The organism is Azonexus fungiphilus, from assembly GCF_003634965.1.
GTDB classification, from domain to species: domain Bacteria; phylum Pseudomonadota; class Gammaproteobacteria; order Burkholderiales; family Rhodocyclaceae; genus Azonexus; species Azonexus fungiphilus.
The window spans coordinates 75,724-101,862 of sequence record NZ_RBXP01000020.1 but is presented as its reverse complement, the minus strand read 5'-3'; the positions used below and the strand labels follow the sequence as shown (position 1 = coordinate 101,862).

General features: G+C 69.7%; 22 protein-coding genes. 19 read left to right on the top strand and 3 right to left on the bottom strand.

Annotated features, from left to right (window positions below):
- Positions 1 to 58 precede the first annotated feature (58 nt).
- The 7 genes from DFR40_RS16445 (at position 59) to DFR40_RS16415 (ending at position 11,016) form a co-directional block, all read left to right on the top strand.
- Positions 59 to 2,521: a TonB-dependent siderophore receptor gene (locus tag DFR40_RS16445; protein WP_121459584.1), complete on the top strand. Its 2,463-nt coding sequence runs from the start codon at positions 59 to 61 to the stop codon at positions 2,519 to 2,521.
- Between the two features lie 195 nt (positions 2,522 to 2,716).
- On the top strand, positions 2,717 to 3,220 hold the full coding sequence (locus tag DFR40_RS16440; RefSeq protein WP_121459583.1) for a sigma-70 family RNA polymerase sigma factor: 504 nt from the start codon (positions 2,717 to 2,719) through the stop codon (positions 3,218 to 3,220).
- Positions 3,217 to 4,203: a FecR domain-containing protein gene (locus tag DFR40_RS16435; protein WP_121459582.1), complete on the top strand. Its 987-nt coding sequence runs from the start codon at positions 3,217 to 3,219 to the stop codon at positions 4,201 to 4,203. The genes DFR40_RS16440 and DFR40_RS16435 overlap by 4 nt, the downstream gene beginning before the upstream one ends.
- 112 nt (positions 4,204 to 4,315) lie before the next feature.
- Entirely contained in the window at positions 4,316 to 6,769 is a 2,454-nt protein-coding gene (locus tag DFR40_RS16430) for a TonB-dependent siderophore receptor (RefSeq protein ID WP_121459581.1), read from the top strand.
- Between the two features lie 206 nt (positions 6,770 to 6,975).
- Positions 6,976 to 7,497, top strand: a complete 522-nt coding sequence (locus DFR40_RS16425; protein ID WP_121459580.1) for a sigma-70 family RNA polymerase sigma factor — start codon at positions 6,976 to 6,978, stop codon at positions 7,495 to 7,497.
- Entirely contained in the window at positions 7,494 to 8,477 is a 984-nt protein-coding gene (locus DFR40_RS16420; RefSeq protein ID WP_121459579.1) for a FecR domain-containing protein, read from the top strand. The genes DFR40_RS16425 and DFR40_RS16420 overlap by 4 nt, the downstream gene beginning before the upstream one ends.
- A 79-nt stretch (positions 8,478 to 8,556) precedes the next feature.
- On the top strand, positions 8,557 to 11,016 hold the full coding sequence (locus DFR40_RS16415) for a TonB-dependent siderophore receptor (RefSeq protein ID WP_121459578.1): 2,460 nt from the start codon (positions 8,557 to 8,559) through the stop codon (positions 11,014 to 11,016).
- Positions 11,017 to 11,124: 108 nt separating this feature from the next.
- On the opposite strand, the gene DFR40_RS16410 is transcribed toward DFR40_RS16415, so the two are convergent.
- A complete protein-coding gene (locus DFR40_RS16410; protein WP_121459664.1) occupies positions 11,125 to 12,027 on the bottom strand; it encodes a ZIP family metal transporter in 903 nt (300 codons plus the stop codon).
- Positions 12,028 to 12,087: 60 nt separating this feature from the next.
- Positions 12,088 to 12,585 (bottom strand): hypothetical protein, encoded by a 498-nt coding sequence (locus tag DFR40_RS16405; RefSeq protein WP_147431348.1) that lies wholly within the window; start codon positions 12,583 to 12,585, stop codon positions 12,088 to 12,090.
- A gap of 134 nt (positions 12,586 to 12,719) precedes the next feature.
- On the opposite strand from DFR40_RS16405, the gene DFR40_RS16400 reads away from it, so the two are divergent.
- The 4 genes from DFR40_RS16400 to DFR40_RS16385 all read left to right on the top strand — a co-directional run bounded on the left by DFR40_RS16400 (position 12,720) and on the right by DFR40_RS16385 (position 17,592).
- On the top strand, positions 12,720 to 13,517 hold the full coding sequence (locus DFR40_RS16400) for a hypothetical protein (protein WP_147431347.1): 798 nt from the start codon (positions 12,720 to 12,722) through the stop codon (positions 13,515 to 13,517).
- Positions 13,518 to 13,620: 103 nt separating this feature from the next.
- The gene (locus DFR40_RS16395) at positions 13,621 to 14,127 is read left to right on the top strand and encodes a sigma-70 family RNA polymerase sigma factor (RefSeq protein ID WP_121459575.1); all 507 of its coding nucleotides are present in this window, start codon (positions 13,621 to 13,623) and stop codon (positions 14,125 to 14,127) included.
- Position 14,128: 1 nt separating this feature from the next.
- A complete protein-coding gene (locus tag DFR40_RS16390) occupies positions 14,129 to 15,070 on the top strand; it encodes a FecR domain-containing protein (protein ID WP_121459574.1) in 942 nt (313 codons plus the stop codon).
- Positions 15,071 to 15,180: 110 nt separating this feature from the next.
- Positions 15,181 to 17,592 carry a TonB-dependent siderophore receptor gene (locus DFR40_RS16385; RefSeq protein WP_121459573.1) on the top strand — a complete coding sequence of 804 codons (2,412 nt, stop codon included), beginning with the start codon at positions 15,181 to 15,183 and terminating at the stop codon, positions 17,590 to 17,592.
- Positions 17,593 to 17,693: 101 nt separating this feature from the next.
- On the opposite strand, the gene DFR40_RS16380 is transcribed toward DFR40_RS16385, so the two are convergent.
- Positions 17,694 to 17,948 carry a GlsB/YeaQ/YmgE family stress response membrane protein gene (locus DFR40_RS16380; RefSeq protein WP_121459572.1) on the bottom strand — a complete coding sequence of 85 codons (255 nt, stop codon included), beginning with the start codon at positions 17,946 to 17,948 and terminating at the stop codon, positions 17,694 to 17,696.
- A gap of 221 nt (positions 17,949 to 18,169) precedes the next feature.
- Between DFR40_RS16380 and DFR40_RS16375 the strand changes: the two genes are divergently transcribed.
- Genes DFR40_RS16375 through DFR40_RS16340 form a run of 8 tightly spaced genes read left to right on the top strand, consistent with a single transcriptional unit; the run spans position 18,170 to position 26,052 of the window.
- On the top strand, positions 18,170 to 18,469 hold the full coding sequence (locus DFR40_RS16375) for a DUF3649 domain-containing protein (RefSeq protein WP_121459571.1): 300 nt from the start codon (positions 18,170 to 18,172) through the stop codon (positions 18,467 to 18,469).
- Complete coding sequence (locus tag DFR40_RS16370; RefSeq protein WP_121459570.1) at positions 18,466 to 20,091, top strand: PepSY-associated TM helix domain-containing protein; 1,626 nt, start codon at positions 18,466 to 18,468, stop codon at positions 20,089 to 20,091. The genes DFR40_RS16375 and DFR40_RS16370 overlap by 4 nt, the downstream gene beginning before the upstream one ends.
- 1 nt (position 20,092) lies before the next feature.
- Positions 20,093 to 20,431, top strand: a complete 339-nt coding sequence (locus tag DFR40_RS16365; protein ID WP_121459569.1) for a DUF3325 domain-containing protein — start codon at positions 20,093 to 20,095, stop codon at positions 20,429 to 20,431.
- Positions 20,432 to 20,450: 19 nt separating this feature from the next.
- Positions 20,451 to 21,071, top strand: coding sequence for a hypothetical protein (locus tag DFR40_RS16360; protein ID WP_121459568.1), 621 nt, complete (start codon positions 20,451 to 20,453; stop codon positions 21,069 to 21,071).
- The gene (locus DFR40_RS16355) at positions 21,071 to 22,249 is read left to right on the top strand and encodes an efflux RND transporter periplasmic adaptor subunit (RefSeq protein ID WP_121459567.1); all 1,179 of its coding nucleotides are present in this window, start codon (positions 21,071 to 21,073) and stop codon (positions 22,247 to 22,249) included. The genes DFR40_RS16360 and DFR40_RS16355 overlap by 1 nt, the downstream gene beginning before the upstream one ends.
- A complete protein-coding gene (locus tag DFR40_RS16350) occupies positions 22,246 to 24,180 on the top strand; it encodes a MacB family efflux pump subunit (RefSeq protein ID WP_245985724.1) in 1,935 nt (644 codons plus the stop codon). Before DFR40_RS16355 ends, DFR40_RS16350 begins: the two co-directional genes overlap by 4 nt.
- A gap of 4 nt (positions 24,181 to 24,184) precedes the next feature.
- The gene (locus DFR40_RS16345; protein ID WP_121459566.1) at positions 24,185 to 25,564 is read left to right on the top strand and encodes an efflux transporter outer membrane subunit; all 1,380 of its coding nucleotides are present in this window, start codon (positions 24,185 to 24,187) and stop codon (positions 25,562 to 25,564) included.
- The gene (locus DFR40_RS16340) at positions 25,564 to 26,052 is read left to right on the top strand and encodes a transcriptional repressor (RefSeq protein ID WP_121459565.1); all 489 of its coding nucleotides are present in this window, start codon (positions 25,564 to 25,566) and stop codon (positions 26,050 to 26,052) included. The genes DFR40_RS16345 and DFR40_RS16340 overlap by 1 nt, the downstream gene beginning before the upstream one ends.
- Positions 26,053 to 26,139 lie beyond the last annotated feature (87 nt).

Genomic DNA, 26,139 nt, shown 5'->3' with positions numbered 1-26,139 from the left:
TTTCCCGGCTTCGGGTGTGAATGAGTTGAAACCTTCCATTCACCTCGAGGAACCCGGCATGACCCGAAGCCCCACCCTGCCCCGCCACCTGCGCCCCGCCCCGCTCACGCGCGCCGTGCACGGCGCCCTGATCGTCCTTTTCGCCGCCGTCGCCGGCCCCGCCCTGGTACCCGCCCAGGCCGTCGCCGCCGAAGCCAACGCCGCCGCCAGCAGCGAACGCCTGCGCTACGACATCGCCGCCGGCCCGCTGGACGACACCCTGGCCCGCTTCGCCGCCCGCGCCGGCATCAACATCACGATGCCGCCCGGCCTCGTCGCCGGCAAGCGCAGCCCCGGCCTGCAGGGCGAATTCACCGTCACCCAGGCCCTTGGCCGGCTGCTCGCCGGCACCGGCCTGGACGCCGTCGGCAGCGGCCGCAGCTATGTCCTGAAGCAACTGCCGCAGATCGGCGGCGAGGCCGGTGACACGCAACTGGCGCCGGTGCGCGTCACCGCCGCCGGGCTCAACGACGGCACCACCGAGGGCAGCGGCAGTTACACCGCGACCGGGCCGAGCGGCACCGCCACCGGCCTGGCCCTGCGCCTGCGCGAGACACCGCAGTCGATCACCGTGATGACCCGCCAGCGCATGGACGACTTCAAGCTGGAGACGCTGACCGACGTCCTCGAACAGGCGCCCGGCGTCACCGTCAGCCGGCAGAACGACATGAACAGCTTCAACGTGCGCGGCGCTGCGGTGAACCTGCAGACCGACGGCGCCCGCCGGATCAGCACCGGCTGGGGGTGGAACACGCACATCGTGCACACCCTCGACGACCTCGCCGACATCGACCGCGTCGAAGTGCTCAAGGGCTCCTCCGGGCTGGTCAACGGTGACGGCGCCTATGGCGCCACCGTCAACCTGATCCGCAAGCGGCCGACCCGCGACTTCCAGGCCAGCACCACGGTCGGCGCCGCCAGCTGGGACACCTATCGCCTCGACGCCGACGTCAGCGGCCCGCTCAACGCCGACGCCAGCCTGCGCGGCCGGCTGGTCGCCGCGCACAAGGAGAGCAAGACCTTCAACGGCAAGGACAGCGACGCCTCGACCCTGTACGGTACGGTCGAATACGACCTCAGTCCGGCGACCACGGTCGGTGCCGGCCTCACCTGGCGCCAGCGCGAAGTGCGCGGCGCCGGCGGCACCACGCCGATCCAGGCTTTCGACGGCAACGGCAATGCGGTGCCGCGGATGGCCCGCGACTACAACATCGGTGCGCCCTGGGCCGGCTACCAGCAGGATTCACTGAACGCCTTCGCCCGCCTCGAACACCGCTTCGCCAACGGATGGACCGGCAAGCTGCAGGTGACCCACGACGGCATCGAGACGCCGGAGATGCGCATCGGCTCGCTGCGCTACGCACTGCCGGCGGTGACCACCCAGTACGGCCTGTACAAGGACATCGAATCGCGCGACCAGAGCCTCATCGTCGATCTGCAGGGACCGTTCTCGCTGTTCGGCCGCGAACACAAACTGCTGCTCGGCGCCGGCGCCGCGCGCAGCCGGACGACGCTGCTGCGCGGCGACCAGCCCAACCAGGTACTGCCCGGCGTCGACTACGGCCAGGGCGGCAGCGTCATTCCCGAGCCGGCCGATCCGCTGACCTATTCGTCCGACTACTTCAGCAGCAAGCGCCGCTACGTCTACGCCGCCAGCCAGCTGTCCCTGGCCGACCCGGTCAAGCTGATCCTCGGCGCCCGGGTCTCCGACTACGAGCAGAAGGACGTCACCGACATCAGCTGGTACAACTACCGGCTCAAGGAAAAGGGCGTGGTCACCCCCTACGCCGGCCTGGTCGTCGACGTCGCCCGCGAGGTCTCGGTCTATGCCAGCTACGCCAGCATCTACAACGCCCAGAGCGCCAAGGACGCCTCGGAACGCACCCTGCCGCCGGAAGAAGGGCTGACCTACGAGATCGGCGCCAAGGGCGAGTTCTTCGACAAGCGCCTGAACGCCAGCCTCAGTCATTTCTGGATGCGCACCGACAACGTCGCCGAGGAAATCGGCCTCAACGCCCAGGGCGACAGCATCTACAAGGCGGTTTCCGGGGTCATCCGGCGCGGCTACGAACTCGAACTCTCGGGCGAGCTGGCGCGCGGCTGGCAGGCTCAGGGAAGCTACGTGCAGAACAGCAGCGACCTCGACAGCGCCAGTTCGACCCCCAAGCACCAGTTCAAGCTGGGCACCACCTACCGCCTGCGGAGCGAGGGCTGGCAAGGCCTCACCGTCGGCGCCGCCACCCGTTGGCAGAGCCAGACCTCGGTCGAGCGCGGCAGCGCCAGGCTCAGCCAGGACGCCTACTGGCTGGTGGACCTGATGGCCCGCTACCAGATCAACAACAAGCTGAGCCTGAGCGCCAACCTCAACAACGTGCTCGACAAGAAATATTTCGCCGGCCTCACCAACTTCAACGCCCAGGGCCTGTTCTACACCTGGGGCGCCCCGCGCAGCCTGAGCGCCAGCCTGCGCTACGAGTTCTGAGCAGCCAGCCTGCAGCACCCGGACGGCACCCCGCGCGGGTGCCGTTTTTCATGGAATCCGACGGTCGACCGTCAACTTCCGGCGAAATTGACTCGCGTGACGAAATCCTCAACAATGCGAACCATTCGCAACAAAGCAAGCCACGCCTGATCGCCGCATCCGGGCCAGCCAGCCGCATTCGCCCCGGAGGCCCGCTTGAGCACCCCCACCGTTTCCGATTCGATCGCCCTGCTCTACTGCCAGCACCACGGCTGGCTGCAGGGCTGGCTGCGGCGCAAACTCAACTGCACGCAACAGGCCGCCGACCTCGCCCAGGACACCTTCGTGCGCCTGCTCGCCAAGCCGGAACCGCAGTTGCTGCGCGAACCGCGCGCCTACCTGACGACCGTCGCCCGCGGCCTGGTCATCAACCACTGGCGGCGCCAGGCGCTGGAACAAGCCTGGCTGGAGGAGCTGGCGGCGCGGCCCGAGGTCAGCAGTCCGTCGCCGGAGGAGCGCCGGCTGATCCTGGAAACCCTGGAAGAAATCGCCCGCCTGCTCGACGGCCTGCCGCCGCGGGTGCGCGAGATCTTCCTGCGCTCGCAGCTCGAAGGCCAGACCTACCCGGTCATCGCCGAACAGCTGGGGATCAGCGTCAACGTCGTGCAGAAGGCCATGCTGCGCGCCACCGCCCACTGCTACCGGGCCCTCTACGCATGAACGCGGCCGAAGACAACGCGCCGATCGCACCGGCCGTCGTCGATGTCGCCATCGCCTGGCATGTCCGCCACGCCTCCGGGCTGATGGGCGCCGACGAGCAGGCCCGCCTGAGCCGCTGGCTGGCCGAGCACCCGGACCATGCCCGCGTCTGGCAACGCCTGCAGCGCATCGGCGAACGCCTGCACGGCAGCACGCCGCAACTGGCCCCCGCCGCCGTCACCCGTTCGGTCCTGCAGCGCCTGCCCGACCTGGAACGGCGCAAGGCGCTGCGCCTGCTGTCGCTCGCCCTGGTCGGCGGCGGCAGCCTCTACCTCGGCCGCGAGCTGGTGCACGAGGCTGCCTTTCCCGCCGACCATCGCACCGCCGTCGGCGAACGCCGCGACATCCGGCTGGCCGACGGCACCCTGCTCCAGCTCAACACCGACAGCGCCGTCGATATCCGCTTCGACGCCGCCAGCCGCCGCATTCGCCTGCGCCGCGGCGAAATCCACATCGCCACCGCGCGTGATCCGGCCGGTCGGCCGTTCCGGGTCGAGGCCCGCGACGGCACGCTGGTCCCGGTCGGCACCCGGTTCACGGTCAGCCAGCTGGACGACGGCACCCTGCTCGGCGTCAGCGAAGGGGCGGTGGACGTGCTGCGCGGCGGGTCAGACAACCGCCGACGCGTCGAAGCCGGCCAGCAACTGGCCTTCGGCGGCCGCGCCGACGACCGCCTTCAGCCCCTCGACGAATCGCGCCAGGCCTGGACCGACGGCATGATCAGCGCCGAGAACCGGCGCCTCGACGATCTGCTCGGCGAACTCGCCCGCCACCGCCGCGGCCACCTCGCCTGCACGCCGGAAGCCGGCGAACTGCGCATCACCGGCACCTGGCCGCTGCACGGCAGCGACCCGAGCGAAGCCGTCCTGGCCTCGCTGGAACGGCATTTGCCGATCCGCCGCCAGCGGCTGACGCGCTACTGGGTCAGGGTTGAAACCCGCTGACGGGCGGTGGCACAAAAATAGTTGGCAGTTTTTCCCCCGTCGCCGGGCATACCGGATAGAAGCCTGCCGCGTGCAGGCCACCGGTTCAATCTCGACGCAAAGGAAAAGCCGCATGTCCCGCCCCGCCCTGTTCCCCCGCCACCCGCTGACGCCCGTCGCGCAAGCGCTGCTCGTCGTCTTCCTCGGCGCTGCCGCCGGCGCCGGCCTGCTGCCCGCCCGGGCGCACGCCGCCGAAACCGGCGCCACGATCAATTTCGACATCCCCGCCGGCAGCCTCGACCAGGCCCTGAGCCGCTTCGGCCGCCAGGCCGGCATCCAGATCGCGGTCAATGCCGAACTGACCCGCGGCCGGCAAAGCCCCGGCCTGAGCGGCAAGCACGGCATCGCCGAGGGCCTGCGCCGACTGCTCGCCGGCAGCGGCCTGGAAGCGGTACGCGACGGCGGCGGCGAGTACGGACTGCGCCGCCTGCCACCGGCCAGCACCGGCGAGGCGACCCTGGCGCCGATGACGGTGACCGCCGGCGGCCTCGGCGGGACCACCGAAAATAGCGGCTCCTACACCACCGGCGCGATGAGCACGGCGACCAAACTGAGCCTGTCGCCGCGCGAGACGCCGCAATCGGTCAGCGTCCTCAGCCGGCGCCAGATCGAGGAGCAGAATCTGCTCAGCCTCGACGACGCGGTCAACAACGTCACCGGCCTGGTCATGCAGAAGGGTTACTACAGCGGCGAATCGGGCAGCTTCTTCGCCCGCGGCTTTCCCGTCGCCAACCTGCTGATCGACGGCCTGCCGACCAGCGCCGGCGCCAACGGCACCTTCAACGCCGACAACGACGCGCTCGACATCTACGACCGGGTCGAGGTGGTGCGCGGCGCCACCGGGCTGACCACCGGCGCCGGCACACCTTCGGCGGCGATCAACCTGGTGCGCAAGCGGCCGACCGCGGAAAACCAGGCCAGCGTCACGCTGAGCGCCGGCAGCTGGCAGAACTTGCGCAGCACCGCCGACGTCAGCGGCCCGCTCAACGCCGCCGGCACACTGCGCGGCCGGGCCGTGGCCACGGCGCAGGACAGCAAGCAGTTCTACGACACCGCCCACGACCGCAACCAGCAGCTGTACGCCATCGTCGAGGCCGATCTGACGCCGGCGACGGTGGCGACGCTGGGCTTCCACTACCGCAACGTCGACAACGACGGCTTCGTCCCCGGCCACCCGACCAATCCGGACGGCAGCTTCCTTGCCGGCCTGAGCCGTTCGGCCAACACCGCCAACGATTTCGACTACTGGCAGCAGACCGACAAGAGCGTCTTCGCCGAGCTCAGCCACAAGTTCGCCAGCGGCTGGCAGCTCAAGGCCGCCGCCCTGTGGAAACGGCCGGAACAGGACATGATGTTCTCCGGCCTCTACCGCAACGGCGGCGTGCTCCGCCAGAGCACCCAGCGCTACCGGCTCGACAACCGCCAGGACAGCTACGACGTCGCCGCCAACGGCCCGTTCACCCTGCTCGGGCGCAGCCACGAGCTGATGTTCGGCGCCAGCTACCGCGAATTCGACAACAAGAACTGGGGCGGCTGGTCGAGCTACGCCTGGACCGCCGCCGGCCCGGCGGTCGATCCCTACCACTGGGATTCGTCCGCGGTCGCCCAGCCAGCGATCGACATGAGCCTCTGGAACTGGGCCTACACGGCCCGCCAGAAAGGCGTCTATGCCGCCACCCGCCTCAATCTCGCCGATCCGCTCAAGCTCATCCTCGGCGCCCGGATCAACTGGTACGAGAACGACAACCACAGCAACGGCACGCGCTTCACCATCAACCGCGAAGTCACGCCCTACGCCGGCCTGGTTTTCGACCTCGACGACAGCCACTCGCTCTATGCCAGCTGGACCGAGATCTTCGAGCCGCAGAGCAACCGCGACCGCAACGGCCAGCTGCTGGCGCCGATCACCGGCACCAACTACGAACTCGGGATCAAGGGCGAGTACTTCGGCGGCCGCCTGAACGCCAGCCTGGCAACCTTCGTCGTCCGCCAGCAGAACCGCGCCGTGGACGATCTCGCCGGCCCCAATCCCTGCCCCGGCAGCAGCTGGGGCTACTGCAAGCGGGCCGCCGGCGAGGTCGAGAGCAAGGGCGTCGAGCTCGAGGTCGGCGGCGCCCTGACGCCGAGCTGGCAGGTGATGGCCGGCTACACCTACGTCGCCGCCGAATTCACCAAGGACGCCGACCGGGCCAACATCGGCCAGTCCTACGACAGCGACCTGCCGCGCCACCAGCTCAAGCTGAGCACCAGCTACCGCCTGCCCGGCGAGCTCTCGCGCTGGCGCATCGGCGGCAACGTCTATGCACAGAACCGGACCAAGTCGAGCGACGACGCCAACATCCAGCAAGCCGGCTACGCCATCGTCGGCCTCAACGGCAGCTACCAGCTCGACGCGCGCACCGAAATCCGGCTCAACATCAACAACCTGTTCGACAAGCACTACTACCAGGGCCTCGGCTGGACGACCGGCGGCAACGTCTTCGGCGCCCCGCGCAATTTCGTGGTGACGGCGAAATACAGCTTCTAGAAGCGCCGCCGCAGCGAACAGACGGCCCCGGGATCGCGGGGCCGTTTTTCGTTGAATTCGACGGTCGACCGTCGAATCCAGGCAATTTCCGGGCTTTGACGCGGCCGGACAATCGGTTACAATGAGAACCATTCGCAAAAACTGCCGCAAGCCAACCCCGTCTTCCTTCCCCGGGGCCAGCCAGCCATCCAGCCCCGGGGAATCTCTTGAATCACGCCACCACGCCCGACGACATCGCCTGTCTCTACCAGGCGCACCATGGCTGGCTGCGCGGCTGGCTGCGGCACAAGCTGGGCAATCCCGACGACGCCGCCGATCTCGCCCAGGACGCCTTCATGCGTGTGCTCAAGGCGCGCAACGCGTCGGACATCCGCGAGCCGCGCAACTACCTGACGACCATCGCCAAGGGGCTGATCGTCGACCTCTTCCGCCGCCGGGCGCTGGAAGCCGAATACCTCGCCGCGCTGGCGGCGCTGCCCGAGCCGGAATGGCCGTCGCCGGAAACCCGGGCGCTGGCCGTCGAAGCCCTGCTCGAAATCGACGCCATGCTCGCCGGCCTGGGTAGCCGCGTCCGCCAGGTATTCCTGCTGGCGCAATGCGACGGCCTGACCTACCGGGAAATCGCCGAGCGCACCCAACTCGCGCTGCGCACCGTCAACAAGTACATGGCGACGGCCATGGAGCACTGCTGCCTGTACCGGCTGCAGCACGGAAAAACCGCGCGATGAGGCCGTCGACCGTCAACGTCGCCGGCGACGAACGCGCCGCCATCCGCGCCGCCGCGACCTGGTACGCGCGCCAGTGCTCGGGCAGCTTCGCCGCTGCCGAACGCGCCGCCTGGCAGGCCTGGCTCACCGCCTCGCCGCTGCATCGCGAGGCCTGGCGGCAGGTCGAAGGCGTCTGCGCCAGCCTCGGCAGCCTGCCCGGCCAGATCGCCGGGCCGGCGCTGCGCGGGGTCTCGGCCAGCCGCCGCCAGGCGCTGCGCGCGCTCGCCGGGATCGCCGCAGCGGCGCCGCTGGCCTGGTTCGGCTACCGCATCGCCGACGCCCACGGCCTCGGCGCCGACCTGCGCACCGCGGTCGGCGAACGGCGCACGCTCAGGCTGGCCGACGGCAGCAGCCTGATCCTCGACACCGACAGCGCCGTGGACGTCACCTTCGACGCCCGCCAGCGACTGCTGCGCCTGCGTCGCGGACAACTCATGGTGACCACCGCCGACGATCCGCAAACCCGCCTGGACACGCCACGCCGGCCTTTCCTGGTGGCGACGCCGCACGGTCTCTGCGAGGCACTCGGCACGCGCTTCAGCGTGCGCACCGGCGACGGTCGCAGCCGCGTCGCGGTGCTCGACGAGCAGGTCCGCGTCGCCCCGGCGGCGCATCCGGCCCGGCCGCTGCTGCTCGCCGCCGGCCAGCAGCTGGTCTTCGACGACAACGGCGCCGGCAGCATCGAGGCCGCGCTACCGGCAGCGGCGACCTGGGCCGGCGGCAGCCTGGTCGCGGTGGACATGCCGCTGGCCGAGTTGCTTGCCGAACTCGGCCGCTACCGCCACGGCCTCCTCACCTGCCACCCGGCCGTCGCCGGCCTGCTGATTTCCGGCGCCTTCCCGGTCGACGACACCGACCGGGCCTTGCGTCTGCTGATCGAGACTTTCCCGTTGCAGACCATCAGCCGCACCCGCTACTGGATCGACGTCGCCGCCGCCTGATTTTTTTTGCCGCAGCGTGCACTTTTTCGCCCGCTGTTTCGGCTCCCCGGTAGAAGCCCCCCATTCACCGAGGAAAACCATGCATCAACACGCGCATCAGCCCCCCTTCCAACGCCAGCTTTGCACGCTGCTCTGCCTGGCCGGCCTGGCCGGCCAGGTGCCCATCGCAATCGCGGCCGAACCGCCGGCGGCGACGAGCGCAGCCCGCGCCGTCGACATCGGCCCCGGACCGCTCAGCGAAGTCCTCGCCCGCTACGCCGCCAGCGCCGGCGTCGCCCTCTCGTTCGACGCCGCCAGCCTGCGTCAGATCCAGTCGCCCGGTCTCAAGGGCAGCTACGGTGTGCAGCAAGGCTTCGACCGCCTGCTGGCCGGCAGCGGCATGGAAGCGGTGCAGACCAGCAGCGGCAACTTCGCGCTGCGCCGGCTGGTCGTCCATGGCTCGGGCGAAGCGACGCTGCCGGCGGTCACCGTCAATGCCAGCGGCCCGCGCAGCACGACCGAGAACTCGGGCAGCTACGCCAGCGGCGGCGCCAGCGTCTTCAAGGGCGTCGAGAAGATCCGCGAGATCCCGCAGCCGGTCACCGTGATGACCCGCCAGCTGATCGACGACCGGGCCTTGCTCGACCTCCACGACGTGCTCCAGAACACCACCGGCATCGCCGTCGATTACGTCGACAGCGAGCGGGTCACCTACTACTCGCGCGGCTTCCAGCTCGACGCCATCCAGGTTGACGGCCTGACCTTCAACCCGGGCGGCTCCGCCTTCATCCAGCCCGACACCGCGGTGCTCGACCGCGTCGAGGTGCTGCGCGGCGCCTCCGGGATGATCCGCGGCACCGGCAACCCGTCCGGCGCGATGAACCTGGTGCGCAAGCGCCCGACCAAGGACAGCCAGGCCTCGGCCAGGCTCACGCTCGGTTCCTGGGATCGCCGCCGCCTCGAGGCCGACCTGTCGACGCCGCTCAACGAAGCCGGCACGCTGCGCTCGCGCTTCGTCGCGGTCAAGGACAAGAAAGGCTTCTTCCAGGACGTCAAGCAGGAAGACCGCGAAGTCTTCTACGGCGTCATCGAGGCCGACCTCGGCCCGCGCACCACGCTCACCGCCAGCCTCCAGCACGCCGACCTCAAGGCCACCGGCAGCTGGGGCAACCTGCCGCGCAACTTCGACGGCAGCTCGCTCGACCTGCCGCGCAGCACCTTCCTCGGCGCCGACTGGAACAAGTGGAACCGCGAGAACCAGCAGGCTTACGTCGAACTGCAGCACCAGTTCGACAACGAATGGACGCTCAAGCTGAACACCGCCTACGCCCGGCTCAAGCTGAACGACTTCAAGCAGAGCTATTTCACCCGCAACTCGACCACCAACCCCTACCAGTTCAGCGTCACCACCGCCGAATACGTCGGCGCCCAAAGCGACCAGCTCGCCGCCGGGCTGACCGCCAACGGACCGTTCGAATTGCTCGGCCGCAAGCACGGGCTGGTCGTCGGCCTGGAAAAGCTGCGCATCAAGTCGCGCGACAGCTGGGGGCGCGGCAGCCTGTTCCCGGTGACCGTGGACATCCGCGACTTCGACCCCAGGAGCAGCTATCCGGAACAAGCTGTCGACCTCTCCGGGATTGCCCCGAGCAAACCGGTCTACACCACCCAGACCGCCGCCTTCGCGACCACCCGACTATCGCTGACCGACCGGCTGAGCGCCCTGCTCGGTGCCCGCGCCAACTGGTACGAGTACGACTCGCACGTGCCGCCGGCGAATGCCTCGGTGGTCACCCACTACAAGATCAACCGCGAAGTCACACCCTATGCCGGCCTGGTCTACGACCTGACGCCGCAGCTCAGCGCCTACGCCAGCTACACCGAGATCTTCCAGCCGCAGAACGTGCTCGACGCCAGCGGCAACATGCTCGCCCCGATCACCGGTGAAGACTACGAAATCGGCTTCAAGGGCGAATTCCTCAACGGCAGGCTCAACGCCACGCTCGGGATGTTCCGCATCGACAACAATGGCAAGGCCGTCGAGGACACCGCGTCGACCACCCCCTGCCCGCCCTCCAACCTGACCGGCTACTGCCGCGTCGCCGGCGGCGAGCAACGCAGCGAAGGCTGGGAACTCGAACTCTCCGGCGAAATCCAGCCGAAATGGCAGGTCTTCGCCGGCTACACCAACACCCGCACCAAGTACCTGCGCGACACCGCCGCCAACACCGGCCAGCCGCTGCGCAGCATCGACCCGAAGCACCAGCTGCGCCTGTTTACCACCTACAACCTGAGCAGCTGGCTCCCCGGCCTCACCGTCGGCGGCGGCGCCCAGATCCAGAGCGATGCCTACGCCCGCTCGGGCAGCGTGGTCGCCCGCCAGAGCGGTTACGCGATCTACAACGCGATGCTCGCCTACCGCTTCGCCAAGGCCTACTCGCTGCAGCTCAACGTGAACAACCTGTTCGACAAGGTCTATTACAAGAAATTTGCCCCGACCGGGATCAGCAACTACTACGGAGACCCGCGCAACCTCATGCTGACCTTCCGCGCCGACCTCTGAAAGCCAGCCCCCGGACCAAGGCCGAACGGCATCCCGTGCGGATGCCGTTTTTCGTTGAATTCGACGGTCGACCGTCGAATCCGGGCGATTTCCGGGCGTCCCTGGCGCTCAGGCCAGGGCGGTATCGAGCAGCATCATGATCACGAAACCGACCATCAAGCCGGCGGTCGCGTAGGCCTCATGCCCCTTCCGGTGCGATTCCGGAATGATCTCGTGGCTGATCACGAACAACATCGCACCGGCCGCCAGACCGAGCCCCCAGGGCAGCAAGGACTGGGAAACGCTGATGGCAAGCGCCGCCGCCACCGCGCCGAGCGGCTCGACCAGGCCGGAAAGGACCCCAAGCAGGACGGCAAAGCGCCTGCGGTACCCGGCAGCCAGCAGCGCCGATGCCACCACCAGGCCTTCGGGAAGGTCCTGGATGGCGATGCCGATGGCCAGGGCGTTGGCGCGCACGCCCTCGCTACCGGCCTGGCTGATTCCGATTGCGATTCCCTCGGGCAGGTTGTGCAAGGTGATGGCAATGACGAACAGCCAGGTCCGGCGCAGCTTCTGCGCGCTCGCGCCCTCGCGGCCCTTGATGAAATGCTCGTGCGGAAGCAGCCGCTCCAGCCCGAACAGGACCAGCCCGCCAAGCAGCATGGCGCTGCCGACCACGGCGCCCGCCGACCACGCGCCGGCGCCGACCAGACTCTCCCTGGCCGCCGCCAGACCCGGCATCACCAGCGAGAAGGCACAAGCCGAGAGCATCACCCCGGCTCCGAAGCCGAACAGGGTATCCTGGGTACGCGCCGACAGCCGCTGCGCAAGCAGCACCGGCAGGGTTCCCAGCGCCGTCGCCAGCGCCGCCACCAGGCCGGCCACCAGCGAGCGCTCGACGAGCGGGTTGCCGCGCACCAGGGCCAGGCCTTCGACCCCGAGATGAATGCAGGCGACCAGTGTCATGACGCCGCCGATGACGGCACGCATCGGCCTGGGGTAACGCCGGACTGCAAGAATCATGTTGTCCATGAACATCCTCGATTGATGGAGCCGGCATTCAGGCTGGCCGGCGTTGCCCGGGCGCCTTGGCTAGCTGCCGGCTTCCGGCCAGCGGACCGGGTAACGCTCGGTCAATTCAGCCAGGCGGGCCTGATCGGCATGCCCTGCGGAAAATCGCGCAAGCGCCGCCCGCAATTCGCGAATGTGACGAAAGGCACTCTGGCGCAAGGAAATTGCTGCCTGCTGGTCGGCGATCAAGGTGGCCAGGGCGCGATACGCCCGGCACAGGTAGTCGAGGGCCAGTTCGCCGTAGTTTTCCTGGACGCTGACGTCGGCCAGGTTCAAGTGGGTCACGACATAGGCCGCAACACGATCGTCATCGCTGATCCGGCGCGACGGATCGGAAAGGATGGCCTTGGCGAGAATCCCGGCCTGCATCAGGTGCCCCAGCGCGCACTGGAAATCGCCTTGTTGCAGCGCGTTGACCGAGCAAGCCATCTGCGCCTGCCATTTTCCCAGATAGCCGGGGGCCGGGCGCCCCGGCGCCGAGGACGCCGTCCCGTGAGCTTGTGCATTCGTTTGCATCATGAACATTTCCCAGCCAGCCATGAGGATCGATGTGATGCCATGATTCTAATTGAGAATAATTCTTGATACAAGAACATTGCGCATCGCGCGATCCTGAAAACCGCTGGCCAAAACCTCCGACTACAATGACGGCGATGTTCGCTCCGCCCCCTCCGCCGCAACGGGCCTTTTACCTGGCCTGCCTGCTCTCCATCGCCCTGCACCTGCTGGTCCTGTTCGTGCCGCGCCATGAGCCGGCGGCCGGGCAGCGCCCGCCGTCGCGGCTCGAGGCCAGGCTGCAGCCGCGTCCGGCGAGCCTGCCCGAGGCCCCGGCCAGCATCGCCGCTCCACCGCCGCCCGCCGCCGCCAGGCCGGCAGCGCGCCGCCCGGTCCTGAGCAGCAAGCGGCCCGGCGCGACGAGTGCGCCGACCTGGAGCGCCGCCGAAAAGGCCGAGATGAACGATTTCCTCGACGAACTGGCGCGCGCCCCGCGGCCGACGCTGGCCCAGCGCTCGCGGGCGATGGCGCGCGAGGAAGGCCGGCGGCTGGCAGCGCAGGACGAAGCCGAGGAAGCGCTGCTCGAATTGCGCCCGAACGCGCCGCCGATCCATCCGTTCAGCCTCGAAAGCTATCTCGAGGGCATGATCCGCCGGCTCAACCGCAGCGCCGGCTACGTCCGCAACGACAAGCGCGCGCTCGGCGTGCAGACGGCGGCGATCCAGTTCCGCCTCAACCCGGACGGCACGCTGAAGAGCTTCGTCGTGCTCAAGGCCGGCGACCAGGGCGCGGAAATCGCCTTCATCAAGGCGATCATCGAGCGCTCGCTGCCGTTTTCACCCTTTCCGCCGGACATCGACCGCGCCGCGCGCTCGCTCGGAATCACCATCTGCATCCGGCCGGGCAGCGGTGACGGCGATTTCGGCTTCTCGCGGATGCAGGGCAGCCGCTGCTGAGCATTGACGCTGCCGCGGCAATATCAGACAATGAGAACCATTCTTAAAAACTAACGCAAGCCACGCCCATCGGGCCAGCCAGCATTCCTTTCCGGAGCTTCCCTTGGCCTGCGCTGCCCCGTCCGATTCCCTGTCGACGCTCTACCGCGACCACCACGGCTGGCTGGCCGGCTGGCTGCGACGCAAGCTCGGCAACGGCCACGACGCCGCCGATCTCGCCCACGACACCTTCCTGCGCATCCTCGCGGCGCGCAACGCGGCGGCGATCGAGGAACCGCGCAAATACCTGGCGACGATCGCCAAGGGCCTGGTGGTCGACCGCTTCCGCCGCCAGAGCATCGAGGCCGCCTGGCTGGAAACGCTGGCGGCGCGGCCGGAACCGCTGGCCATTTCGCCGGAGACGCGGGCCCTGATCCTGGAAACCCTGCTCGCCATCGACCGCATGCTCGACGAACTCGGCCCGCGCGCCCGCGAGATCTTCCTTCTCGCCCAGTTCGAGGGCCTCACCTACGCCGCCATCGGCGAACGCCTCGGCGTTTCGGTGACGACCGTCAAGAAGCACCTGGCGCGGGCGCTGGCGCACTGCCTGATCCTTGCCGAGGGCTGCTGAGATGGCCGGTCGCGAACTGCCGCGGGCAACCCTGGAGGCCGCTGCGCACTGGTACGTGCAGTTGAACGACGCGACGACCGCGGCCGCCGAGCGCGCCGCCTGGGAACGCTGGCTCGCCGCCGACGCCAGCCACCGCCAGGCCTGGGCGCGGATGCAGGCGCTCAGCCAGCGGCTGCACGCGGTGCCCGGCGAGCTTGCCGGGCCGACGCTGAGCGGTGCCCGCGAGCGCCGCCGGCGCACGCTCAAATTGCTCGCGCTGCTGCTCTCGGGCGGCGGCACGCTCGCCCTGCTGCCCGAACTCGAGGCCGGCTGGCAGGTCGCCGCCGCCGACCTGCGTACTGCCACCGGCGAGCGGCGCCGCGTCGTCCTCGCCGACGGCGGCAGCCTCGACCTCAACAGCGCTTCCGCGGTCGACGTCGATTACGGTGCCAATTTGCGCCGGCTGCGCCTGCTCGCCGGCGAGATCTTCGTCAGCACCGCCGCCGATCCGCGCCCCTTCGAAGTGCACACCGGGCACGGCGCGATCCGCGCCCTCGGCACCCGTTTCGGCGTTCGCCTCGACGGCGCGACGACGCGGGTGGCGGTGCACCAGCACGCGGTCGAGATTCGCCCGCTCGACGGCCCGCCGCGCCGGCTGGCGGCGGGCGAAGAGGTCGATTTCGACGCCGCCGGCGTCAGCCCGAGCCAGCCCCTGACGGCCGGCAGCGGCGCCTGGCGCGACGGCCGCCTGATCGCCATCGACCGCCGCCTCGACGATTTCCTCGGCGAACTCGCCCGCCACCGCCGCGGCCATCTCGCCTGGTCGCCCGCGGTCGCCGGCCTGCGCCTGTCCGGCGTCTTCCGCCTGGCCGACAGCGATGCCGTGCTCGACAACCTGGCGGCGTCGCTGCCGATCCGGCTGCATTTCCTGACCCGTTACTGGGTTCGCGTCGACGCCGCCTGAGAATTATTTGCATCCCGGGGTTGCTCTTTTTTTCCGCCATCCGGCCAACCAGTAGAGAGGCGCGCCCGCGCCCGTCCACGGTCAACCCGGAAAAAAGAGGAATTTTCACCATGACGCCACCCTTCCCGTCGCGCCCGCGACCCATCGCCGGTGCCCTGCGCGCCGCCCTGCTCGGCCTGGCCCTGACCGCCCCGCTGACGCTGGCGACGATCGCGCCGGCGCAGGCGCAGAGCGCCGCACGCAGCTACCAGATCGCCGCCGGCCGGCTCGACGCGACGCTCACCGCCTTCGCTGCCGCCGCCGACATCACCCTATCGTTCGACGCCGCCCAGACGCGCGGCCTGCGCAGCGCCGGCCTCAACGGCGCCTACACCACCGCCGGCGGCCTCGCCCGGCTGCTCGAAGGCAGCGGCCTGGAGGCCGTGCATCGCGGCCAGGGCAACTACGTGCTGCGCCCGGCCGGCGCGCCGCCAGCCGGTGAAACGACGCTCAAGGCGATGACCGTCTCGGCCAACCAGCTCGGCGAGATCACCGAAGGCAGCGGCAGCTACACGCCGGGGACGATCGCCACCGCCACCCGGCTGGTGCTGACGCCGCGCGAGACGCCGCAGACCATCAGCGTCGTCACCCGCCAGGAGATGGACGACTTCAACCTGACCTCGATCGACGCGGTGATGGCGCACACGCCGGGCATCAGCATCGTCACGTACGACAGCGAACGCACCGTGTACTTTGCTCGCGGCTTCGACATCAACAATTTCCAGTACGACGGTATCCCGATGCGCCGCGACTCGGCCTACTCAGCCGGCAACACGCTCAGCGACATGGCCATCTACGACCGCGTCGAGGTGCTCAAGGGCGCCACCGGCCTGCTCACCGGCAGCGGCGACCCGGGCGCGACGATCAACCTGATCCGCAAGAAACCGACCAAGGATTTCCACGGCGAAATCAGCCTCGGCGCCGGCACCAACGACACCTACCGCGGCCAGCTCGACTTCAGCGGCGCCCTCAACCCGGCCGGCAGCCTGCGCGGCCGCGCCGTCGCCGCCTACGAGGACAAGCACTCGCACCTCGACGGCTACGAACGCCAGACGGCGACCTTCTACGGCATCCTCGAAGCCGATCTCGGCCCGACGACGCTGCTCACCGTCGGCGCCGACGCCCAGGACAACGACCCGACACGCTCGACCTGGGGCGGCATCCCGATCTACGACGCCAACGGCAACTTCAACAAGATGCCGCGCTCGTTCAACAACGGCGCCGACTGGAGCAGCTGGCAGCAATACACGCGCACCGCCTTCGCCACGCTCGAACACAGCTTCGCCAACGACTGGCTGGTCAAGGCCCAGTTCAACCACCAGATCAACGGCTACGACGCGCCGCTCGGCGCGGCCGCTTCCGGCAACCCCGACCCGGCGACCGGCGGCGGCATCTCGACCTGGGAAGGCAAGTACGTAGGCAAGACCGTCGCCGACGCCGTCGACCTCTACGCCAGCGGGCCGTTCGAACTGCTCGGGCGCAAGCACGAACTGGTCCTCGGTGGCAGCGTATCGAAACGGCGCTGGACGAATCGCGGGTACTGGACGGGCGGTACAGCGATAACCGATTACTACGGGTGGAACGGCAATCTTCCCGAGCCAGACTGGAATAACCTGCCAGCTGGCAACAAGTACGCCAACGACGAGGAGACGCGCGAGAGCGGCGTATACGCCGCCGCCCGCCTAAACCTGCGCGACGACCTCAAGCTGATCGCCGGCAGCCGCGTGCTCAATTACGAAAACGAGACGATGAAGAAATCCGGCGTCATCGTCCCCTATCTCGGCGCCGTCTACGACCTGAACGACCAGTATTCGGTCTATGCCAGCTACACCACCATCTACCGGCCGCAGGGCGAGCAGGACGCCCAGGGCAAGACGCTCGACCCGCTCGAGGGCCTCAACTACGAGACCGGGATCAAGGGCAGCTTCTTCAACGGTCGCCTCAACGCCAGCCTCGCCTACTTCATCCTCGAGCAGGACAACTACGCCGAAGCCACCGGCGGCCTGACGCCGAGCGGCGGCACCGCCTACCGGGCGATCAGCGGCGTCCGCACCAAGGGTTTCGAGGCCGAGATCTCCGGCCAGCTGACGCCGCAATGGCAGGTGCACGCCGGCTTAAACCACAAGATCTCGCGCCAGCAGGGCAACAAGGTGGCCACGCTGACGCCTGAAAACCAGGTCACGCTGAGCACGACTTACAAGCCAGCGTTCGTTCCCGGCCTAAGCATCGGTGGCGGAGCACGCTGGCAGGACAAGACCTGGGGTAACGTCTCCGACCACAACTCGAACACCGTCAAGCACACCGTCAAAGACTACTGGCTGCTCGACGCGATGGCCAGCTACCAGATCGACAAGCACCTCTCGGTCAACCTCAACGTCAGCAACCTGCTCGACAAGAAGTACTACACGCTGTTCGACTGGTACAGCACCTACACCTGGGGCGAACCGCGCAGCGCGATGCTGACGCTGAAGTACAAGTTCTGACCCGGACCAGGCCACAAGCAAAAACGGCGCCCCTGCCAGGGCGCCGTTTTTCTTGCCGGTTGACGGTCGACCGTCGAATCCGGGCAATTTCCCGCCGGCATCTAGCCCTTGCGGAACATCCCCAGCTTGCCGAGGATGAAGATCAGCAGCGAGGCACCGGCAATGGCGATGGCGAAGCGCAGCAGGCCGCCGGTCGGCGCCATGCCGAGCAGACCGGCGAGCCAGTAGCCGAGCGACGAACCGAAGATGCCGATCAGCACGTTGGCGACGATCCCCATCTGGGCGTTGGTCTTCATGACGATGCTGGCCAGCCAGCCGACGATGCCGCCGATCACCAGGGAAACGATCCAGTCCATCTGCGTACTCCTTTCCAGAGAGCGTGGGTGAAGCATGACGATAACGCATCCCGGCGATCGCCGGGTCTGCCCCGGCGGCAAACATTTTTGTAACGGCGTGTAACCAAAACGACCTTTTTTCGCTTCTCAAACGACATGTCTATTGAGAGCACCGAAAAAATGGTGCCGCGCAGCGTCCGCCCCGGACGCTTCCCCGACACGCCCAACAGCCGAGGTTCGCCATGTCCGTTCCATCCCCCGCCCATCCCCGCCTCGCCCTCGGGTCGCGCGTTCTTGCCGCCGTCGTCGGCGGCTACGCGCTGGCTTCCGTCTTTTCGATCTGGCTGAGCTACCTGCTGCCGGCCGAGCTGCCCGAAGCGGTGCTCGGCGCGACGCTGTTCAGCTTCGCCGTCTACACCGCCGCCGTCATCTGGGTCTTCGCCGCCGCCAGCGCCGCCCGCGCCTGGCTCGGCCTGCTCCTGCCCGGCGCGGCAATGGGCCTGATGGCTGCCGCCCTGCAACTCGGCGGAGCAGCAGCATGAAGCAGACGCTGCGCCAATCGATGTCCTGGCTGCACACCTGGGGCGGCCTGTGGTTTACCTGGATCCTCTTCGCCATCTTCCTGACCGGCACGCTCGGCGTCTTCGACGACCCGATCTCGCACTGGATGCGCGAGCAGGGGAAAATCGGCGAAATCGCGCCGTCGACCGTGGACCAGCGCAGCCGTGCGGTCGAGCTCGGCCAGCGCCACCTGGCAGCGGTCTCGCCGCGCGCCGATTTCTGGTCGATCGCCCTGCCCGGCGACGAAAACCCGAACCTCCGCGTGTTCTGGCGCGCCGACGAGGATGCGCCGTTCAAGCAGGCGCAGCTTGACCCGCTCACCGGCGCCGAGCTGCAGCCGGGCGCCAGCCGCGAGACCGAGGGCGGCCACCATTTCGTGCACATGCACTTCGAGTTCCACGCCGGCATGGCCGGCATCTGGATCGTCGGCGCGGCGACGATGGCGATGCTGGTCGCGCTGGTTTCCGGGATCATCGTGCACAAGAAGATCTTCACCGACTTCTTCACCTTCCGCCCGGGCAAGGGCCAGCGCTCCTGGCTCGACGGCCACAACGCGCTCGGCGTGCTGACCCTGCCCTTCCTGTTCGTGATTTCCTATACCGGCCTGACCATCTTCTGGGCGACCTACATGCCGGCCGGCGTCCTCGCCCGCTACGACGGCAGCGAGGAGGCCTTCTTCGCGCGCCTGAGCGAGGAGCCAGCGCCGCGGCCGCTGCAGCACATCGACGCGCCGATGCCCGAGCTGGCGCCGCTGATGCGGCGCGGCGAGGCGGCGATCGGCCGTGAGGCGAGCTTCGTCGTCGTCGAGCATGCCGGCGACCGCAGTGCCGCCGTGCGCGTCTTCGGCCGCTTCGACCCCGACGCCGAGAACAACCGCCTGGTCGGGCGCGGCAGCGGCAGCGCGCTCTACGACGCGATCACGCTGGAGACGCTCGACGTGCAGTTGCCGAACACGGTGCGCGGCGGCAGCGTGCTGCAGACGCAGCGGACGATGAACGCGCTGCATTTCGTGCGCTTTGGCGGCTATCCGATGAAGTGGCTGTATTTCATCTGCGGCATGGCCGCCTCGGCGATGCTGGCGACCGGCGCGATCCTGTTCATGGTTAAGCGGCGCAAGAAATCGGCCAACGAGTTCGGCGCCGCGACGGCGCGCGTCTATCGCGGCATCGAGGTGCTCAACGTCGCCGCCATCGCCGGCCTGATCCTCGCCTGCGCGGCTTATTTCTGGATCAACCGGCTGCTCCCGCTCGACGTCGCCGAGCGCGGCACGCGCGAGATCGTGCTCTTCTTCGCGGTCTGGCTGGCCAGCCTGGCGCACGCCGCGCTGCGTCCGTCGCTGGCCGCCTGGCGCGAACAGCTGGCGGCCTGCGCCCTGCTCTGCCTGGGGCTGCCGCTGCTCAACCTGGCCACCACCGGCGACTGGCTGGTCGCCGCCCTGGCCCGCGGCGACGGCGAAACCGCCGGCGTCGAGCTGAGCGCGATCGGCTTCGGCCTGATCTTCCTGGCGATGCTGCGCCAGTTGCGCCGGCGCGCCCCAACGCTGACGGTCGACCGCCCGGAAACGGCAAAAACCGCGGCCATCGACGCCATCGGAGGACGCTGAAATGGACCCGCACTTCGCGCTCTACCTGGTCTTCTTCGTCTGCTACGCCGGCCTGCTCGCGCTCAGCCTGGCGATGGACCGCCACCACAGCCAGATCCGCCACGGCAAGCCGGCGCCGCTGCTGCGCCGCGCCCTGCGCCTCACCGGCTGGAGCCTGCTGGCGCTGGCGCTGTGGCTGTGCAGCCTGGCCTGGGGCTGGGCGATCGGCCCGGTCGCCTGGTTCGGCCTGCTGTCGACGGCGGCGCTCGGCTTCGTCTTCCTGCTGCCCTATGCGCCGCGCTTCGCCGCCTGGCTGGCCGTCGTCGGCCCGCTGCTGGCGCTGCCGCCCTTCTTTCTCTGACCTTCCGCGAGGCTTTCGCATGCAACGCTTTCTTTCCGTCCTGCCCGGTCGCCGCTGGCTGCCGGTTTTTGCCCTGTGCGCGGCGTCGACCGTGCACGCCGAATATTTCTGGATCGACGCCGATGCCGGCGGCCGCCGCATCGTCGCCGGCGAACTCGGCAAGCCGCAGGCCCTGGCCGAAGCGCGCGACGCCCGCGCCTTCGCCGCCGACGGCAAGGCCGTCGCCCTGAACGCCGCCGGCGACGGCTACCAGGTTGCCGCCGCTGCCGGCGACCTGCGCTTCACCGCCCGCCGCGGCGACGACAAGACGCTGGTCATCTACCACGCCCGCTACGGCCGCCAGGAAACCAAGGCCGTCAGCGACCTCGAACTGGTGCCGACGACGCCGGGCGGCAACACCTACCGGCTGTTCTGGAAGGGCAGCCCGGTCGCCGCCTCGCAGGTCAACGTCGCCACCTCGGCCGGCTGGTCGCGCGTGCTGCGGCCGGCGGCCGACGGTTCGGTCAGCTTCGACCCGGCCTTCCCGGCCCTCTACGTGCTCGAGGTGACTGCCCGGATCAACGGCAGCGCCAGCGTCGACGGCAAGAAATACGACGACGTCCGCCACGTCGCCACGCTCAGCTTCCGGATCGAACCCTGATGCCGCTGCCTGCCTTCCTGCGCCGCCGCGGCGTCGGCCCGGCACTGGCCGCTGCCGTCGTCCTCGGCGGTGTCGCCACCTGGCTCGCGGGCGATCGCGTCGACTACGAGACGACCCCGGTCGTGCGCGCCGACATCGAAGCCACGGTGACCGCCATCGGCACGCTGCAACCGCGCCGCTACGTCGATGTCGGCGCCCAGGTCTCGGGCCAGATCGTCCGCCTGCACGTCCAGCCGGGCAGCCAGGTCGCCCAGGGCGACCTGCTCGTCGAGATCGACCCGAGCGTCCAGCGGGCCACCGTCGATGCCGGCCGCGCCGCGCTCGCCGGCCTGCGCGCCCAGCTGGCCGAACAGCAGGCGCAGCGCCTGCTCGCCCAGCAGCAGAACGAACGCCAGCAGGAACTGGCGCTCGCCGGCGCCACCCGCCTGGAGGACGTGCAGACGGCAACCGCCGCGCTGGCCGGGGCGCTCGCCCGGATCGACCAGCTCAAGGCGCAGATCGAGCAGACCCAGGCCACGCTCAAGGCCGACGAGGCCCGCCTCGGCTACACCCGGATCTTCGCGCCGATGGCCGGCACCGTCGTCTCGGTCGAGGCGCGCGAGGGCCAGACGCTGAACGCCACCTACCAGACGCCGAACATCCTGCGCCTCGCCGACCTCTCCGGCATGACCGTGTGGACCGAGGTTTCCGAGGCCGACATCGGTCGCGTCCGGGCCGGCCTGCCGGTCTGGTTCACCACCCTCGGCGGCCACGCCGAGGCGCGCCCGCGCCGCTGGCAGGGCGAGGTCCGCCAGGTCCTGCCGGCGCCGCCGCAGGCGCCGGCACAAGCCCAGTCGGCCGGCCAGCCGCAGGGCAGCAAGGCGGTCAATTACACCGTGCTGTTCGACGTCGCCAACCCCGACGGCGCGCTGCTGCCGCAGATGACCGCCCAGGTCAGCATCGTCACCGCCAGCGCCGGCGGCGTGCTCAACGTCCCGCTGTCGGCGGTCGACGGCCTGGCCGAGGGCAAAACCACGGCCCGTGTGCAGCGGGCCGACGGCAGCATCGAAACCCGGGCGCTGACGCTCGGCGTGCGCAACCGCCATGTCGCCGAAGTCACTGCCGGACTGAGCGAGGGCGAGGCCCTGGTCCTCGGCGAGAAGGCGGTCGCCGACGGCCCGCGGAGATTCACCTGGTGACGCCGCTGATCGAACTGGCCGGCATCCGCAAGCGCTACGGCGGCGGCGACCGGCCCGAGGTCGAGGTCCTGCACGGCATCGACCTGCGCATCGCCGCCGGCGAGTTCGTCGCCATCGTCGGCGCCTCCGGCTCGGGCAAGTCGACGCTGATGCACATCATCGGCTGCCTCGACCGGCCGAGCGCCGGCAGCTACCGTTTCGCCGGCCGCGACGTCGCCGGCTTCGACGCCGACCGCCTGGCCTGGCTGCGCCGCGAGGCCTTCGGCTTCGTCTTCCAGGGCTACCACCTGATCGCCAGCGAAAGCGCCCGCGAGAACGTCGAGATCCCCGCCCTCTACGCCGGCATTCCCGAGGCCGAGCGGCGCGCCCGGGCCAGCGCCCTGCTCGCCCGCCTGGGCCTCGGCGAGCGCCTCGAACACCGCCCCAACCAGCTTTCCGGCGGCCAGCAGCAGCGCGTCTCGATCGCCCGCGCGCTGATCAACGGCGGCCGCATCATCCTCGCCGACGAACCGACCGGCGCCCTCGACTCGCACAGCGGCGCCGAGGTCATGGCGCTGCTGCGCGAACTCGCCGCCGCCGGCCACACCGTCATCCTGATCACCCACGACCGCGAGGTCGCCGCCCAGGCCGAACGCGTCATCGAAATCCACGACGGCCGCATCACCCGCGATTCCGGCCCGCCGCCGGGGTCGACCGTGAGCGTCCCGGAACTGCCGGCCGCCAGCGCCCCGGCCGCCCGCCTGCGCGACGAGCTGGCCGAGGCGGCGCGCACCGCCTGGCGGGCGATGCGCATCAACCGCGGGCGCACCGGGCTGACCCTGCTCGGCATCGTCATCGGCGTCGCCTCGGTGATCCTGATGCTGGCCATCGGCGCCGGCGCCCGCCAACGCGTCGTCGAGCAGATGGGCAGCATGGGCACGACGATCATGTACCTGGGCAGCAAGGCCCCGGACACCGGCGGCCCGGTCGGCACGATCAGCGACGACGACCTCGAGGCGATCCGCGCCCTGCCCGAGGTGCGTCAACTGATGCCGGTGATCGGCGACCCGATTTCGGTGCGCCACGGCAACGTCGACCGCAACCTCTACGTTTTCGCCGGGAGCGAGGCGCTGCCGGAAATCTTCCGCTGGCCGGTCGAACGCGGCCGCTTCTTCGACCGCCGCGAGCACGACGAGCTGGCCCCGGTCGTCGTCGTCGGCCACAAGGCCTACCAGAACTTCTTTCCCGGCGGCACCGACCCGATCGGCCGCCACCTGCTGATCGGCAACGCGCCCTTCGAGATCATCGGCGTGATGAGCAGCCGCGGCGCCGACGGCTGGGGGCAGAACTACGACGACATGGTGTACATCCCCTACCGCGCCGGCCGCGCCCGCGTGTACAAGACGCAGACGCAGCCCGACTACAGCATCGTCGACGTCGTCTCGGCCGATCTCGTCGACCAGGCCGAGGCGACGATCGGCCGCCTGCTCGCCGAACGCCACGGCCGCGTCGATTTCGGCATCGGCAACGCCGCCGCCAGGATCAAGGCGGAAATGCGCACGCGCGACGCGATGACCATGATGCTCAGCCTGATCGCCGCCGTCTCGCTGGTCGTCGGCGGCATCGGCGTGATGAACGTGATGCTGATGACGGTGCGCGAACGCACCCGCGAGATCGGCATCCGCATGGCTACCGGCGCCCGCCAGCGCGACATCCAGCGCCAGTTCCTGACCGAGGCCGTTCTGATCGCCCTGAGCGGCGGTCTGGTCGGTGCCGGCAGCGGCCTGGCGATCGGCTTCGCGCTGCTGCTCTGGGACATCCCGGTGGTTTTCTCGTTGACCGCGATCGTCGGCGCCTGCGCCTGCGCCATCGCCACCGGCCTGGTGTTCGGCTGGCTGCCGGCCCGCCAGGCCGCGCGCCTCGACCCTGTGGTCGCGCTTGCCGGAGAGTGAAGCGATGTTCCCTGCCCCGTCCCGTCTTTCCTGGCTGCTGCTGCCCCTGCTCGGCGGCTGCGCGAGCGCGCCGCCGGCCCTTCCCGACTTCGCGCTGCCGGCGCAGTGGCGGCTTGAGCAGCCGGCAGCGCCGGCAACGCCGCCCGAGCGCCTCGACTGGCAGGCCTTCGGCAACGCCGAACTGGCGGCGCTGATCGACGAAGCCCTGGCGCGCGCCCCCGACCTGGCCGTCGCCGCGGCCGCCGAGCGCCAGGCCGAGGCGGTCGCCCGCGCCGCCGGCGCCGGCCGCTGGCCCGGTCTCGACCTCGAGCTGCGCGGCGCGCGCAACGGCGGCAGCGGCGACAACGAGCGCACCCGCCACGGCGCCAGCCTTGCCGCCAGCTACGAGCTCGACCTCTGGGGCCGCCAGCAGGCCTTGCGCGACGCCGCCCGCGCCGGCGTCGATTTCAGCCGCCACGACCGGGCGGCGCTGCGCCTGAGCCTGGCCGCCAATGTCGCCAACCTGTGGCTGGGGGTGCAGGCGCTGCGCGCCCAGATCGCCATCGCCGAGGCCGACCGGCTGCTCGTCGAGCGCACCCTGGCGCTGACCGAAATCCGCCTGCGCGCCGGCAGTGCCGATCCGCTCGACGTCGCCCGCCAGCGCGGCCTGCTCGGCGAGCGCCAGCGCAGCCTGGCGGCGCTGCGCCTCGAATACGACAACGGCTGCCTGGCCCTCGGCGCCCTGCTCGGCCGCAGCACCAGCGTCGAGCCGCAGGCGGTGGACCTCGACCAACTGCCGCTGCCGGCGGTCGATGCCGGCCTGCCCAGCGAGCTGTTGCGCCGCCGCCCCGACCTGGCCCGCGCCGAGGCGGCACTGGCTGCCGCCGACGCCGACGTCGCCGCCGCCCGTGCCGCCCTGCTGCCCAGCATCAACCTGGGCGCCAGCGTCCTCGCCGGCGGCAGCCAGCTGGCCGACCTCTTCGCCAGCCCGGCCAGCAGCCTGTTCGCCACGCTGGCCCGGCCGCTCTTCGACGGCGGCCGCCTGAGCGCCCGCCACGCAGCCGAGCAGGCGCGCCGCGAAGGCCTGGTGCACGCCTACCACGCCGCCATCGTCGCCGCTTTCGCCGACACCCAGACGGCGCTCAACGCCGGCGCCGGCAGCGCCGCGCAGCTCGCCGCCCAGGCCGAGGTCGTGCGCCAGGCCGAGATCGCCTGGCAACGCGCCGAGGCCCGCTACCGTGCCGGCGCGCTGGCGATGATCGACCTGCTCGACAGCCAGCGCACCCTGCACGCCGCCCGCCACCAGTTGCTCGCCGACCGCCTCGCCCGCCAGCGCGCCGCCGTCGCGCTGTTCCGCGCCCTCGGCGGCGGCTGGCAGCGGCCTTCCCCGGAGGAAAGATCCTGATGCCCAGTGAGACCCTGTCACCCGAACGCCTGCTGCAGAAACACGGCTTGCGCGTCACCGCCTCGCGCCTCGCGGTGCTCGCCGAAATGCGCAAGCAGCCGCAGCGCTTCTTTCGCCCCGAGGACATCCTCCGCGCCTGGATGCACGACGGCCAGCCCGGGCGCATTTCCAGCGCCTACCGGGTGCTCGCCGAACTCGCCCAGGGCGGCCTCCTGCACCGCGCGCGCAATCCCAGCGGCCAGGCGGTGTACCGCCTCGCCGCCAACCAGCCGGCGCTCAGTCGGCTCCGCCTGAGCCTGCCCGACGGCCGCGAACTGGTCATTGACGACAGCGTCCTGCGTGCCTGCATCGACCAGCACGCGCTCGAACAAGGCGCCGACATCGGCACGCTCAGCCTGCGCCTGAGCGTGGACGAAAACGCGCCGAGCCTTGAAAAACCGGGCAATCCGACGGTCGACCGCAAGATTCGGGCAATTTTCAAGGATTGACGGCAAGCCGCTGCGCATCGGAAAATAAGAACAATTCTCGATAGCCAGCCAACCCTCGGGTAGCCAGCCAACGGTCCTGTTCCCCTT

What these genes read in the sequence shown, in the direction of transcription:
- DFR40_RS16445 (WP_121459584.1), top strand. Translation starts at nt 59, where the DNA reads ATGACCCGAAGCCCCACCCTGCCCCGCCACCTGCGCCCCGCCCCGCTC.
- DFR40_RS16435 (WP_121459582.1), top strand. Translation starts at nt 3,217, where the DNA reads ATGAACGCGGCCGAAGACAACGCGCCGATCGCACCGGCCGTCGTCGAT.
- DFR40_RS16430 (WP_121459581.1), top strand. Translation starts at nt 4,316, where the DNA reads ATGTCCCGCCCCGCCCTGTTCCCCCGCCACCCGCTGACGCCCGTCGCG.
- DFR40_RS16420 (WP_121459579.1), top strand. Translation starts at nt 7,494, where the DNA reads ATGAGGCCGTCGACCGTCAACGTCGCCGGCGACGAACGCGCCGCCATC.
- DFR40_RS16415 (WP_121459578.1), top strand. Translation starts at nt 8,557, where the DNA reads ATGCATCAACACGCGCATCAGCCCCCCTTCCAACGCCAGCTTTGCACG.
- DFR40_RS16410 (WP_121459664.1), bottom strand. Translation starts at nt 12,027, where the DNA reads ATGGACAACATGATTCTTGCAGTCCGGCGTTACCCCAGGCCGATGCGT.
- DFR40_RS16405 (WP_147431348.1), bottom strand. Translation starts at nt 12,585, where the DNA reads ATGATGCAAACGAATGCACAAGCTCACGGGACGGCGTCCTCGGCGCCG.
- DFR40_RS16400 (WP_147431347.1), top strand. Translation starts at nt 12,720, where the DNA reads ATGTTCGCTCCGCCCCCTCCGCCGCAACGGGCCTTTTACCTGGCCTGC.
- DFR40_RS16390 (WP_121459574.1), top strand. Translation starts at nt 14,129, where the DNA reads ATGGCCGGTCGCGAACTGCCGCGGGCAACCCTGGAGGCCGCTGCGCAC.
- DFR40_RS16385 (WP_121459573.1), top strand. Translation starts at nt 15,181, where the DNA reads ATGACGCCACCCTTCCCGTCGCGCCCGCGACCCATCGCCGGTGCCCTG.
- DFR40_RS16380 (WP_121459572.1), bottom strand. Translation starts at nt 17,948, where the DNA reads ATGGACTGGATCGTTTCCCTGGTGATCGGCGGCATCGTCGGCTGGCTG.
- DFR40_RS16375 (WP_121459571.1), top strand. Translation starts at nt 18,170, where the DNA reads ATGTCCGTTCCATCCCCCGCCCATCCCCGCCTCGCCCTCGGGTCGCGC.
- DFR40_RS16370 (WP_121459570.1), top strand. Translation starts at nt 18,466, where the DNA reads ATGAAGCAGACGCTGCGCCAATCGATGTCCTGGCTGCACACCTGGGGC.
- DFR40_RS16365 (WP_121459569.1), top strand. Translation starts at nt 20,093, where the DNA reads ATGGACCCGCACTTCGCGCTCTACCTGGTCTTCTTCGTCTGCTACGCC.
- DFR40_RS16360 (WP_121459568.1), top strand. Translation starts at nt 20,451, where the DNA reads ATGCAACGCTTTCTTTCCGTCCTGCCCGGTCGCCGCTGGCTGCCGGTT.
- DFR40_RS16355 (WP_121459567.1), top strand. Translation starts at nt 21,071, where the DNA reads ATGCCGCTGCCTGCCTTCCTGCGCCGCCGCGGCGTCGGCCCGGCACTG.
- DFR40_RS16345 (WP_121459566.1), top strand. Translation starts at nt 24,185, where the DNA reads ATGTTCCCTGCCCCGTCCCGTCTTTCCTGGCTGCTGCTGCCCCTGCTC.
- DFR40_RS16340 (WP_121459565.1), top strand. Translation starts at nt 25,564, where the DNA reads ATGCCCAGTGAGACCCTGTCACCCGAACGCCTGCTGCAGAAACACGGC.